This is a genomic window from Bacillus sp. lyk4-R2A-2 (assembly GCF_030209735.1).
GTDB lineage: Bacteria > Bacillota > Bacilli > Bacillales > Bacillaceae > Bacillus > Bacillus pumilus.
The window spans coordinates 42,965-55,209 of the sequence record NZ_JARVRK010000016.1 but is presented as its reverse complement, the minus strand read 5'-3'; the positions used below and the strand labels follow the sequence as shown (position 1 = coordinate 55,209).

Annotated in this window: 15 protein-coding genes; 14 read left to right on the top strand and 1 reads right to left on the bottom strand. The window is 40.6% G+C overall.

From position 1 onward, the window contains the following. Positions 1-222: 222 nt before the first annotated feature. From QRN39_RS18395 to rsmI, 13 genes are all read left to right on the top strand, one after another. Positions 223-414 carry a sigma factor G inhibitor Gin gene (locus QRN39_RS18395; protein WP_003217973.1) on the top strand — a complete coding sequence of 64 codons (192 nt, stop codon included), beginning with the start codon at positions 223-225 and terminating at the stop codon, positions 412-414. A 128-nt stretch (positions 415-542) separates the two neighbouring features. Continuing rightward, on the top strand, positions 543-1,157 hold the full coding sequence (locus tag QRN39_RS18390; RefSeq protein ID WP_212046568.1) for a 5-bromo-4-chloroindolyl phosphate hydrolysis family protein: 615 nt from the start codon (positions 543-545) through the stop codon (positions 1,155-1,157). A gap of 19 nt (positions 1,158-1,176) precedes the next feature. After that, positions 1,177-2,235, top strand: coding sequence for a toxic anion resistance protein (locus QRN39_RS18385; RefSeq protein ID WP_284907848.1), 1,059 nt, complete (start codon positions 1,177-1,179; stop codon positions 2,233-2,235). A 77-nt stretch (positions 2,236-2,312) separates the two neighbouring features. After that, positions 2,313-3,722: an aminotransferase class I/II-fold pyridoxal phosphate-dependent enzyme gene (locus QRN39_RS18380; protein ID WP_106036300.1), complete on the top strand. Its 1,410-nt coding sequence runs from the start codon at positions 2,313-2,315 to the stop codon at positions 3,720-3,722. Beyond that, positions 3,719-4,357, top strand: a complete 639-nt coding sequence (gene tmk / locus QRN39_RS18375) for a dTMP kinase (RefSeq protein ID WP_003217977.1) — start codon at positions 3,719-3,721, stop codon at positions 4,355-4,357. The genes QRN39_RS18380 and tmk overlap by 4 nt, the downstream gene beginning before the upstream one ends. A gap of 79 nt (positions 4,358-4,436) precedes the next feature. Beyond that, positions 4,437-4,766: a cyclic-di-AMP receptor gene (locus tag QRN39_RS18370; protein ID WP_012008640.1), complete on the top strand. Its 330-nt coding sequence runs from the start codon at positions 4,437-4,439 to the stop codon at positions 4,764-4,766. A gap of 12 nt (positions 4,767-4,778) precedes the next feature. Further along, the gene (locus QRN39_RS18365) at positions 4,779-5,219 is read left to right on the top strand and encodes a YaaR family protein (protein ID WP_044140388.1); all 441 of its coding nucleotides are present in this window, start codon (positions 4,779-4,781) and stop codon (positions 5,217-5,219) included. An 11-nt stretch (positions 5,220-5,230) separates the two neighbouring features. After that, entirely contained in the window at positions 5,231-6,220 is a 990-nt protein-coding gene (gene holB, locus QRN39_RS18360; protein WP_284907846.1) for a DNA polymerase III subunit delta', read from the top strand. Positions 6,221-6,222: 2 nt separating this feature from the next. Further along, complete coding sequence (gene ricT / locus QRN39_RS18355) at positions 6,223-7,050, top strand: competence/sporulation regulator complex protein RicT (RefSeq protein ID WP_003217932.1); 828 nt, start codon at positions 6,223-6,225, stop codon at positions 7,048-7,050. Positions 7,051-7,064: 14 nt separating this feature from the next. Then, complete coding sequence (yabA, locus tag QRN39_RS18350; protein ID WP_003217957.1) at positions 7,065-7,418, top strand: DNA replication initiation control protein YabA; 354 nt, start codon at positions 7,065-7,067, stop codon at positions 7,416-7,418. A gap of 55 nt (positions 7,419-7,473) precedes the next feature. Beyond that, a complete protein-coding gene (locus tag QRN39_RS18345) occupies positions 7,474-8,217 on the top strand; it encodes a tRNA1(Val) (adenine(37)-N6)-methyltransferase (RefSeq protein ID WP_044140390.1) in 744 nt (247 codons plus the stop codon). Then, positions 8,204-8,500 (top strand): GIY-YIG nuclease family protein, encoded by a 297-nt coding sequence (locus QRN39_RS18340; protein ID WP_003217970.1) that lies wholly within the window; start codon positions 8,204-8,206, stop codon positions 8,498-8,500. Before QRN39_RS18345 ends, QRN39_RS18340 begins: the two co-directional genes overlap by 14 nt. Continuing rightward, the gene (gene rsmI / locus QRN39_RS18335) at positions 8,478-9,356 is read left to right on the top strand and encodes a 16S rRNA (cytidine(1402)-2'-O)-methyltransferase (protein ID WP_284907845.1); all 879 of its coding nucleotides are present in this window, start codon (positions 8,478-8,480) and stop codon (positions 9,354-9,356) included. Before QRN39_RS18340 ends, rsmI begins: the two co-directional genes overlap by 23 nt. A 46-nt stretch (positions 9,357-9,402) precedes the next feature. Here rsmI and QRN39_RS18330 read toward each other — a convergent pair whose 3' ends face one another. Continuing rightward, entirely contained in the window at positions 9,403-9,693 is a 291-nt protein-coding gene (locus QRN39_RS18330) for an AbrB/MazE/SpoVT family DNA-binding domain-containing protein (RefSeq protein WP_087975202.1), read from the bottom strand. Between the two features lie 520 nt (positions 9,694-10,213). Here QRN39_RS18330 and metG point away from each other — a divergent pair. Next, positions 10,214-12,205 (top strand): methionine--tRNA ligase, encoded by a 1,992-nt coding sequence (metG, locus tag QRN39_RS18325; protein WP_284907844.1) that lies wholly within the window; start codon positions 10,214-10,216, stop codon positions 12,203-12,205. The last annotated feature ends 40 nt before the right edge of the window (positions 12,206-12,245 follow it).

The following is a 12,245-nucleotide window of genomic DNA, read 5'->3' as shown; positions in this document are numbered from 1 at the left end:
CGCCGATGGTAGTTGGGGGTCTCCCCCTGTGAGAGTAGGACGCCGCCAAGCTTGTATAAGGATCAGTTCCATACGGAACTGGTCTTTTTTGTTTTTTAAGAAAAGGAACAAACACCCGATCTGACATGGATACATATACTAAACTACCATCTGAAACATTCTTAATTTTGTATACAATTGAAAGCGCTAGGGCATACTGAAGCTATAAGTGGAGGTGTCACAATGAGCAAAAAAGAGCGAGAAGCGATTTGTTTGATTTGTGAAGAGAAAAAGACAAAGGGAATTTATTTATATCATCAGTTTTTGTGCCGCGACTGTGAGCGAAAGTTAATTTCTACATCGACCTCGGATCCTAGCTATTCCGATTATGTGAGAAAGCTTAAAAATCTTCATACGCCGCCTTTGTATTCATAGACCACTAGATGGTCTTTTTTTATGAGCTATGAAGGATTGGGCTTGTTTTTTGGAACTTAGTTTGGACATCATCCGTAATTCATAATAAGATAAACAGAGAGCCTGATTATTCATAGGAGTCGATGAACATGAAATCAATCTTTTATACATTTATATGGGCCATCCTCTCTACTTTTTTTTCGCTTGTGATTTTAACCGTCAGTATAGGGGTTTTCCATCATCATGTTGGATTATCGATACTGTATGCGATGATTGGGTGGGGCGTGATGTTTGTGGGGAGCAGATGGACTGCTTTCCAATTGTTTTTAAAGAAACACGGACTGTCTCGTAGTGATTATGTATATATCAAACAGCATTTAAAAGAAGCAGGACAAAAGCTTGTGCGTTTAAAAAAAGCTTTATTTGCTGTGAAAAACGTACAAACGATCAAACATAATTATGAAGTTTTTCGGCTTGCACGACGAATCTATACAATAACAAAAAAAGAGCCTAATCGATTTTATGATGCACAGCGTTTTTATTTTGAAAGCTTGGATTCTGTCGTTGAACTAACTGAGAAATATGCACTCTTGTATAATCAGCCTAATCGTAGTCATGAGCTGGAAATGACATTGAGCCAAACCCGAGTGACATTGACAGAGCTGCAAAAGCAATTGACGAATGATTTGCAGCAAGTGTTAGGAAGAGATATAGAGGCTCTTCATATTGAGCTTGAAGTAGCTGATAAAATGATGAAGAAATAGATGAAAGGAGTCAAACTCGATGAAACCGGAAGATCGCGCCACAACATCACCTGCCTCCAATACAGATCTTCAGTTTCGGGTGTTTGATACCTTATCTGATGAAGAGAAAAAAGAAGCTGTGCAGCGAGCTCAGCAGATCCCTGAAAATCCGCAAAAGCTCCTTTTCTATGGTACACGTGTGCAGGAACGACTATTGGAACAATCACAACAGATGATGAAATATGTTGAGAAAAAAGATATCGATCAAATAGGAGACGTGCTTGAAGCCTTTTTGCAGCAGCTGCAAGTAGTGGAGCCTGAGGATTTAGTGCCAAAGAAACAGGGCTTTTTTTTGAAATGGTTTCAACGGGATAAGCGATCTATTCAGGAGATCATATCACGATTTCAACATGCAAAATCACAGATCGAGAGATTGTCCGCAAGGCTTCGTTATGCAAGAGGTGTATTAATCTCGGATCATATATTATTAGAGCGTTTATTTGAAGAAAATCAAACATATTTTCAAGAGATGACGATGCAGGTTGCCGCAGTTGAAGCGAAAATGACAACGTTAGAGCAGCAGCCTCTTTCAGAAACGCAACTTTCTGTTGAACGGACGTTAGAGGAGCAATTGATGAGTCAAGAAGTCAATGAAGAAGAGTATGTGGAGAGACTAAAGGAACGAAAGTATGATTTGCTGTTAAGCCGGCAAATTGCATTGCAATGTAATGCTCAAATTCGGATGATCCAGCATACGAATCATACATTGGCCAATCACATTCAATCAACTGTTTCAGCATCTATTCCTCTATGGATCAACCAAATGTCGATTGCATTAACACATATTCAGCAGCGGGCCAATTCAGCTCTTGAGAACCGAATCCAAAAAACATATGAAAATGTATCGAAACAGCAGGGGCAGATTCTTGAAGAGGCATCTTTAGCCCCTATAGATACGTTGAAAAAGGTTCAACGTCAATTAGCTGAAACATTACAGGAAACATTACAGGTGAAAGAGCATGGAAGCCAAGAGCGAGCTCAATTGAAAAGCAGAATGTATGAGGCAGAGCAGCAGTTGGCGAATCCAATAAAGGAATGAGAAACCATCTTTCGGTTCACTTGTTTGAACGTTATAATAGACTTAAGATATCGTTAAAGTGAAAAGGGTCGATTTGTTTGAGAACACCTTTATATACAGCATTAGCACAGCATGCGGAAAAGAAGCCTTATTCTTTTCACGTTCCAGGACATCACAATGGAGATGTCTTTTTTGATGAGGCACGGTCTCACTATGCTTCAATCCTTCAATTGGATGTGACGGAGCTTGAAGGCCTAGATGATCTTCATCACCCGACTGGGGTCATCCAAGAGGCAGAACATTTATTGACTAAGCTATATGGTTCAGGTCAAAGCTTCTTCCTTGTGAATGGCACAACAGTCGGAAATTTGGCGATGGTGATGACAGCATGCCGCACGGGAGACGAGATTTTTGTCCAGCGTAATTGCCATAAGTCTGTCTTTCATGCGATCGAGCTTGCAGGGGCAACGCCTATTTTGATAGACGCTGAGATAGACGCACACTTGCACGTTCCAACACATGTGACGGATGATACAGTGAGAAAAGCCATAGCAAAACATCCTCATTGCCGGGCAATCGTTTTGACTTATCCGAACTACTACGGACACGCAGCTGATTTATCAAAGCTGATTCACATGTGTCATGAAGCAGGTATGGTTGTTTTGGTTGATGAGGCACATGGTGCGCATTTTGTCTTAGCCGGTGCCTTTCCTCCATCTGCTCTTTCCTATGGAGCGGACGTGGTGGTACAATCAGCACATAAAACCCTTCCGGCAATGACGATGGGTTCCTATCTTCATCTTCAAGGGGACCGAATCGATGCGAAGCGTTTGAAAACCTTGCTCACGATGCTTCAAAGTAGTTCGCCCTCTTATCCAATTATGGCCTCATTAGATGTAGCAAGAGCTTATGTCGAGGAGATCAAAGGAAAAGGGACATTGGATGTAATCATGAAAGAACTGACAGAGCTGAAAGATCAGTTCAACCGTCTGACCCATCTTGAAGTGGTTGAACCTGACTCGCTACATTCCGATCCTTTAAAATGCGTCATTCGATCAACAAAAGGACTGACTGGTTACGAACTAAAGCAGGTGCTTGAATCAGTGGATGTTCATCCAGAGCTTGCGGACGAACATCAGGTTTTACTTGTACTTAGCTTAGAACAGAGGCAGAACGTTCCTTTCAAGCGGATCGAGCAGGCTCTTAAGCAAAGTGATTCATTGCTCAAAGGAAAAAAACATATCCAAAATGAGACGATATCTATTGAGACTGATGTACAAAATCAAGACATAGAGGCTGTCCCATTTGAACATGCAGCAGGCCGGATGAGTGCAGAATCCATTATTCCCTATCCACCTGGAATTCCTTTGATGATTAAGGGAGAGCGTATTGAAAAAGAACAAATTGAGGCGTTAAGCCGCTTGCTTGGTCACGAGGTTCATATTCAAGCAAGTCAGGTCATTCATCAGAGAAAATTATATGTTTATATAGAAGAGGAGACACTATGAGTGGTATGTTTATTACGTTTGAAGGGCCAGAGGGTGCCGGAAAAACGACAGTGATACGAAAAGTGTACGAAGAAATGGAACGTCAAGGATATGCAGTGATGGCGACACGCGAGCCGGGTGGGATTGACATTGCTGAACAGATCCGTGAAGTCATTTTAAATGAAAAAAATACAAAAATGGACGCGAAAACAGAGGCATTGCTGTATGCAGCAGCAAGAAGGCAGCATTTGGCTGAAAAGGTAGAACCGGCATTGCAGCGTGGAGAGACAGTCTTGTGTGATCGTTTTGTTGATAGCTCTCTTGCTTATCAAGGCTATGCGAGAGGGCTTGGAATTGACCAAGTCAGATCAATTAACGACTTTGCTATTGATGGCACGATGCCGCAAATGACGATTTACTTTTCCATTACACCTGAGGAAGGGCTAAAGCGAATTCACGCCAATCAAGGAAGAGAAAAGAATCGATTAGACATGGAGACGCTGAATTTCCACCAGTTGGTCAGAGAAGGCTATGAACTACTTATTGCGCAATCACCAGAACGATTCCATGTAGTGGATGCTTCTCAGCCAATGCAAGATGTCTATGAAGAAGTACTTCGAGTGATTCAGGACACATTAAAGAAAAATCAAAAATGACCTCATTCCCAATCGTTGTTATAATATAGAGGAAGACATCGGCATGTCACCTGTGCCTAAAACAAAGGAGGCCAATCAAATGAAATTAATTGTTGCCGTTGTACAGGACCAAGATAGCAGCAAGTTGTTGAAAATATTGACTGAACATCAATTCGGCGTGACAAAATTAGCTTCAACTGGTGGGTTTTTAAAGTCTGGGAATACGACTTTTATCATTGGTTGTGATGATGTCCGAGTGGATAAAGCGTTACAGCTTATAAAAGAAAATTGCCGTAAACGTGATCAAATGATTGCACCTGTATCTCCAATGGGTGGTAACGCAGATTCATATGTACCATACCCTGTTGAGGTTGAAGTTGGTGGAGCTACTGTCTTTATTCTGCCAGTTGAACAATTTCATCAATTCTAAGGATGGGTTGCTGTGAAAATTAATCAAGATATGCGGCTGCTTTTAGAAAAGCGTGAACTCCAAGGCATGAAAGGAAGCCAGACATCTGCCTCCTTTAAAGCATCGATGGAGACGCAAAGCGGCAAAATGCGCTTAGAGCAGCTGACGGTTATGCTGAGTGATATCGAAGTGTTCGGTAAAAAGCTGACAAAGTCACGAAACTTAAAGGACTTGGCTAGGTTTAAAGGTCTTGTGAAGCGCTTTGTGAAAGAGACAGTCGATAATGGGTTAAATATAGAAACATCAAGAAGCTTTGACATTTATGGCAACACGCGTACACTCGCTTTAGTCAAAGCATTAGATGAAAAGCTGATTGAATTAACAGAGGATATGATGGACCAAGAGAAGCCATCTATTGATTTGCTTGAACGTATTGGAGAAATAAAAGGTTTATTGATTAACCTTTACACATAGAGAGTGATAACATGGCAATTAGCTGGGATGACATGAATGAGTTGCAGCCGCGCGTCATGCGGCTGATTTTTAATAGTATTGATAAAGATCGACTTGCGCATGCCTACTTATTTGAAGGAAAAAAGGGTACTGGTAAGCGGGATGCTGCGATGCTTTTGGCTAAGAGTTTTTTTTGCTTGGAATCAGGAGTGAAACCGTGTGAATCCTGTCAAAACTGCAAGAGGATTGAGTCAGGTAACCATCCCGATTTACATCTCGTGCAGCCTGATGGTCAATCAATTAAGAAAGCGCAAGTACAGGCATTGCAAGAGGAATTTACAAAAGCAGGTGTGGAATCTCACCGAAAAATGTATATCATTCTTCATGCGGACAAAATGACGGTTAATGCTGCGAACAGTTTATTAAAGTTCCTAGAGGAGCCTAACCGGGAAACGATGGCAATTTTAATCACTGAGCAATCGCATAAAATGTTGGATACGATTATTTCAAGATGTCAGATGCTCAGCTTTCAGCCGCTGCAGCCACAATCCTTGGAGCAGCAGCTATTACAAGAAGGCGTATCTCAGCATCTTGCAAGGCTTTTGTCGAATTTAACCAACAATTTAGCAGAAGCACTCGAATTAAGTCGAAATGATCAGTTTGCAGAGTCTAGAGCGAAAGTGATAAAATTGTATGAAGTCTTACACCAGCGAAAAGAACATGCATTTTTTTATATACAGGATCAATGGATGCCTTATTTCAAAGAGAAAGACCTTCAAGAAACAGGTCTGGATATGCTTTTATTTATATATCGTGATGTATTGTCGATTCAAATAGGAAATGAAGATAAAGTCATTTATCAAGACTTATTCCAGACAATGAAGCAGCACGCGCTGCATTCCACACAGCAGATGGTGACGAACCAGATCCTTGCTGTATTAGAAGCGAAAAAGAGACTTCAATCCAACGTGAATGCCCAAGGGCTGATGGAGCAATTGGTGTTGATGTTGCAGGAGGGATAAGCTTGTACAACGTAATTGGTGTTCGCTTTAAAAAAGCGGGCAAAATCTATTATTTCGATCCTAATGGATTTCATATAGAAAATGATAGTTGTGTCATTGTAGAGACGGTCAGAGGAGTTGAGTACGGACAAGTGGTCATCGCTAATAAAAAAGTAGATGAACACGATGTCGTTCTTCCTCTGCGTAAGGTGATTCGTGTAGCAGACGAACGAGACCGACTCATCGTTGAGGAAAACAAAGAAGCAGCGATGACAGCCTTTGATACATGTCTTCAGAAGGTAAGTGAACACGGTCTTGAAATGAAGCTGGTTGATGTTGAATTTACATTTGACCGAAACAAGGTCATTTTCTACTTCACAGCGGATGGCAGAGTAGATTTCCGTGAGCTAGTGAAGGATCTTGCATCGATCTTCAAAACGAGAATTGAACTTCGCCAGATTGGTGTAAGAGACGAGGCAAAAATGCTGGGTGGCATAGGACCTTGCGGGCGAATGCTTTGCTGTTCGACATTCTTAGGAGACTTTGAACCAGTATCCATTAAGATGGCAAAAGATCAAAACCTGTCGCTAAATCCCACGAAAATTTCAGGGCTTTGCGGTCGTTTGATGTGCTGCTTGAAATATGAGAATGATGAGTATGAAACAGCGAAAGAACAATTGCCGGATATCGGTGAAACGATTCAAACATCTAGTGGCTCTGCAAAGGTAGTAGGGCTCAACATTTTAGAACGAATTTTGCAAGTTGAATTAACCGGGCAAGAAAAAGTGGTAGAATATACTTGGGAAGAATTATTACAAGAAGGCGTTGTATCTGCACAAACAACTGAGTAACGAGGTGTGCCACCTTGGATAAAAAGGAACTATTTGATACGGTGATCAATTTAGAAGAACAAATTGGTTCTCTTTATCGCCAGTTAGGTGATTTGAAAAATCATATCGGTGAAGTGATTGAAGAAAATCATCAGCTGCAGATGGAGAATCAGCACTTGCGTGAACGTCTGGATCAGTCCGATCGGGACAAATCGTCTGAGACAGAGAATGATTCTGCTCAGAAACCAGGTCATTCTGATATAGGAGAAGGTCATGATAACCTGGCTCGGTTATATCAGGAGGGCTTCCATATTTGCAATGTACATTATGGAAGCATACGTAAAGAGGGAGACTGTTTGTTCTGTCTGTCATTTTTAAATAAAAAATGAGAAAAGGCTTCCGCTGAATCGGAAGCCTTTTTCACAGGAAAAGAAAGGATACATCATGGTTTCGTTAAGAGAAGATGAACGATTAGATTATTTGCTCGCCGAAGATATGAAAATTATTCAAAGTAAAACGGTTTTCGCCTTTTCATTGGACGCAGTGTTATTAGCAAAATTTGCGTATGTGCCCATCCAAAAAGGAGAGATCATTGATCTTTGCACGGGAAATGGCATTGTGCCATTGCTGCTTTCGACTCGATCTAAGGCTTCCATTACTGGGGTCGAAATTCAAGAGCGGCTGTTTGATATGGCAAAAAGAAGTGTGGCGTATAATCAACTTGAAAAGCAGATAGAACTGATTCATGGCGATCTGAATGATATGCCAGCACGCTACGGCAATCACAAAGTAGATGTCATCACATGTAATCCACCATATTTTAAGACACCTTCTAAAGAAGAAATCAATGAGAATGAATACTTGGCCATTGCTCGGCATGAAATTCATTGTACATTAGAAGATGTCATTCGCGTTTCTTCCACGCTGCTGAAGCAAGGAGGGAAACTGGCGATGGTTCATCGGCCGGGACGGCTGCTTGAGATTGTGGAATTGATGAAGAAGTACCGAATTGAGCCAAAACGAATTCAATTTGTTTATCCAAAACAGGGTAAGGAAGCCAATACCATCTTAGTAGAGGGGATAAAAGATGGAAAACCAGACCTGAAAATTCTCCCGCCTCTTTTTGTTTATGGAGATGATCAAGAGTATACTGAGGAAATCAGGACGATACTGTATGGAGAAGCATAATCATTATTTCTATGTATTGAAATGTGCAGACGGCAGCCTATATGCAGGTTATACAAATGATTTACAAAAAAGACTGACGACCCACAATAGTGGAAAGGGAGCAAAGTATACAAGAGCAAGACGGCCAGTTGAGCTGTATTATCATGAATGTTTTGCAACCAAAAGAGAAGCCATGCAGCAAGAATATCGTTTCAAAACGTGGACACGGAAAAAGAAGGATCTTTATATAGAAGAAATGCGTATTGAAAAGGAGGCGGCACATGAAAACACAGAAAAGCTTTGATGGTCAATCAGATATGGGCATTCTATATCTCGTCCCAACCCCAATTGGCAATTTAGAAGATATGACGTTTCGAGCCATACAAACATTAAAAGATGTAGACTATATTGCCGCAGAGGATACAAGACAAACGAAAAAACTTTGTCATGTCTATGAAATTGATACGCCATTAACGAGTTATCATGAGCATAACAAAGACAGTAGCGGCCACAAGTTGATCGAATGGTTAAAAGAAGGAAAAAACATCGCACTCGTGAGCGATGCTGGTTTACCGACGATCTCTGATCCAGGTGCTGAAGTGGTCCGTGACTTTACGAATATCGGCGGTTATGTCGTTCCGTTACCTGGAGCAAATGCTGCACTTACAGCACTCATTGCCTCAGGGATCACGCCGCAGCCATTTTTCTTTTATGGATTTCTTGACCGACAAAAAAAGGAAAAGAAAAAACAGCTCGAAGCTTTGAAGAAGCGTCAAGAAACAATCATTTTCTATGAAGCGCCTCATCGGTTAAAAGAAACGCTGACTTTGATGAAGGAAGTGTGGGGCAACCGGAATATCGCCATTACGAGAGAACTAACGAAAAAATTTGAAGAGTTTATTCGTGGAGATTTAGAGTCTGTGCTGATATGGGCGGTAGAGAATCAAATCCGAGGTGAATTCTGTCTAGTCGTACAAGGTAACGATCAAGATGAAGAAGAGCTAAATGAAGATGTCTGGTGGAAGTCCTTATCTGAAAAGGAACACGTAATCCATTACATAGGGGAAGGATTAACGTCGAAGGAAGCCATTAAACATACAGCCGTCGAACGCGGTGTACCAAAGCGCACCATATACGATGCCTATCATATTGAACAATAAAGAAAGGTTCTTGCAAACGGTGCAAGAACCTTTCTTTATATCAAACTTATTTTTGTGATTGAAGTTGGTTTTGAATTTCGTTAATGATTTGCTCTGCACCTTCACGGCTAAGAACTAATTTACCATTAGCAAGTTTAAGGTTATCGTCTGATACTTCACCTGTAACTTGGCAAGTCATGTTTGGTTTATATTTTTTTAGGATAATTTTTTCATCATCAACATAAATTTCCAAAGCGTCTTTTTCAGCGATTCCTAGAGTACGGCGAAGTTCGATTGGAATCACCACGCGCCCTAATTCGTCAACTTTACGTACAATACCTGTAGATTTCATCTTCATTCTCCTCCCAAAGAGTTCTTATTCTTAATATAATATTATCTTCGTCATTATTCGACAAATTCCTTACATTCATAGCATAACAAGGTTTCCATAAATCGTCAATCATTTTGTTTACTATTGTTTGTAAAATATGACTCTTAAAGTCAAAAGACCTTGAAACTACTGATTTATAAGGATTTTGCGGCTTTTTTCTATGAAAATATGAGAAATGACGAGTTCAGATTAACAAGACTTTTGCCCTAAATTAGCCAATTGTAAATCTGGAGATAGATTTCATACGACAATATTCGACAAAATGTCGACAGGTTTGTCGTTTTTTTCGAAAAACTCATCTTTTTCGATCATTTCATCTTGTTCTATGTATATATGCTTGATCTTAAAGGCTAAGATGGTATCATAGAGAAAGCACAAGTGCAAAATTTAATAAATGGATCTAACACATTTTCATGTAATGATGATAACCGCTCTCGTCCATTGGGCGGGAGTTTTTGACATTTACACACACGCAGGAGGTTCCAACATGCCGGAAAAGAAAAAAACGTTCTATCTGACAACACCTATTTACTATCCGAGCGGAAAATTACATATTGGACATGCTTATACGACAGTAGCAGGGGATGCTATGGCTCGTTATAAACGTCTTCAAGGCTATGATGTGATGTATTTAACGGGTACAGATGAGCACGGACAAAAAATTCAGCAAAAAGCTGAAGAACAAAACATCACACCGATCGAGTATTTAGATCCTGTCGTAGCAGACATTCAATCACTATGGAAGAAACTCGACATTTCCAATGATGATTTCATCCGTACAACAGAAAAAAGACATACGAAAATCATTGAGCAAGTGTTTCAAAAGCTGCTTGATCAAGGCGATATTTATTTAGACCAATATGAAGGCTGGTACAGTATTCCTGATGAGACATTCTATACGGAAACACAGCTTGTGGATGTTGAGCGGAATGAAAAAGGAGAAGTCACTGGCGGGAAAAGCCCTGACAGCGGACATCCTGTCGAATTAATTAAAGAGGAATCATATTTCTTCCGTATGAGTAAGTATGCGGATCGTTTACTAGACTATTACGAAAAGAATCCAACGTTCATTCAGCCTGAATCAAGAAAGAATGAAATGATCAATAACTTCATCAAACCAGGTTTAGAGGATCTAGCTGTATCAAGAACAACCTTTGACTGGGGAATTAAAGTTCCAAACAATCCAAAGCACGTCATCTATGTATGGATTGATGCGTTGTTCAACTATTTAACTGCGATTGGTTACGGAACTGATCAGGATGAAAAATATAAAAAATATTGGCCTGCCAACGTGCACCTCGTAGGGAAAGAAATTGTTCGTTTTCATACGATTTATTGGCCAATTATGCTGATGGCACTCGATCTGCCGCTGCCGAAACAAATTTTCGCACACGGCTGGCTGTTGATGAAGGATGGTAAGATGTCTAAATCAAAAGGGAACGTAGTAGATCCGGTCACATTAATAGATCGCTACGGTCTTGATGCCCTTCGTTATTACCTCCTTCGTGAAGTACCATTTGGTGCGGATGGTGTGTTTACACCAGAAGGATTCGTGGAACGTGTAAACTATGACCTTGCCAATGACTTAGGTAACTTGCTTAACCGTACAGTTGCGATGGTTCAAAAATATTTTGACGGTACATTAAGCAGCTATAAGGGTCCAGTTAATGAGTTTGATGAGGAGCTTAAAGCAGTAGCTGAGCAAACAGTCAAAGCCTATGAAGAAGCGATGGAAAACCTTGAATTCTCTGTGGCTCTTTCAAATGTTTGGACATTAATCAGCAGAACCAATAAATATATTGACCAGACAGCTCCTTGGGTGCTGGCAAAGGATGAAACAAAACGAAAAGAGCTGCATTCTGTGATGTATCATTTAGCAGAATCACTCCGCATCACAGCAGTGCTCTTAACGCCTTTCCTAACGAAAACACCTGAGAAAATTTTCTTCCAGCTTGGCATTGAAGAAGAGAAGCTTAAAAGCTGGGATAGCATTCTATCTTTCGGTGCGATTCAACAAGCGACGGTACAAAAAGGCGAGCCTTTGTTCCCGCGTTTAGAGGTTGAAGAAGAAGTAGCATATATTAAAGAGAAAATGCAGGGAAGTGCACCAAAGGTAGAAGAAGAGAAAGTAGAAACAGAATTACCTGAGCTAGGAGCAGAAATTGCTTTTGATGATTTCTCAAAAGTTGATCTTCGAGTCGCACAGGTACTGGAAGCAGCCCCAGTGAAAAAAGCAGATCGTCTCTTAAAGCTGCAGCTTGATTTTGGATTTGAAAAGAGACAAATTGTTTCAGGGATAGCCAAGCATTATCAACCTGAGGAATTAGTAGGGAAGAAGCTCGTCTGTGTAGCAAATCTCACACCAGTTAAACTCAGAGGGGAAATTTCCCAGGGAATGATTTTAACTGGAGAAACTAGCGGGAAATTGCAGGTTCTTGAAGTGGATCAATCTCTAGCAAATGGAACAAAAATTTTATAAATCAACAAAGGTGTTCCACGTGTAACATTTCGTCGAACAC

What these genes read in the sequence shown, in the direction of transcription:
- QRN39_RS18390 (WP_212046568.1), top strand. Translation starts at nt 543, where the DNA reads ATGAAATCAATCTTTTATACATTTATATGGGCCATCCTCTCTACTTTT.
- QRN39_RS18345 (WP_044140390.1), top strand. Translation starts at nt 7,474, where the DNA reads ATGGTTTCGTTAAGAGAAGATGAACGATTAGATTATTTGCTCGCCGAA.
- QRN39_RS18370 (WP_012008640.1), top strand. Translation starts at nt 4,437, where the DNA reads ATGAAATTAATTGTTGCCGTTGTACAGGACCAAGATAGCAGCAAGTTG.
- QRN39_RS18395 (WP_003217973.1), top strand. Translation starts at nt 223, where the DNA reads ATGAGCAAAAAAGAGCGAGAAGCGATTTGTTTGATTTGTGAAGAGAAA.
- rsmI (WP_284907845.1), top strand. Translation starts at nt 8,478, where the DNA reads ATGAAAACACAGAAAAGCTTTGATGGTCAATCAGATATGGGCATTCTA.
- metG (WP_284907844.1), top strand. Translation starts at nt 10,214, where the DNA reads ATGCCGGAAAAGAAAAAAACGTTCTATCTGACAACACCTATTTACTAT.
- QRN39_RS18385 (WP_284907848.1), top strand. Translation starts at nt 1,177, where the DNA reads ATGAAACCGGAAGATCGCGCCACAACATCACCTGCCTCCAATACAGAT.
- tmk (WP_003217977.1), top strand. Translation starts at nt 3,719, where the DNA reads ATGAGTGGTATGTTTATTACGTTTGAAGGGCCAGAGGGTGCCGGAAAA.
- holB (WP_284907846.1), top strand. Translation starts at nt 5,231, where the DNA reads ATGGCAATTAGCTGGGATGACATGAATGAGTTGCAGCCGCGCGTCATG.
- QRN39_RS18330 (WP_087975202.1), bottom strand. Translation starts at nt 9,693, where the DNA reads ATGAAGATGAAATCTACAGGTATTGTACGTAAAGTTGACGAATTAGGG.
- QRN39_RS18340 (WP_003217970.1), top strand. Translation starts at nt 8,204, where the DNA reads ATGGAGAAGCATAATCATTATTTCTATGTATTGAAATGTGCAGACGGC.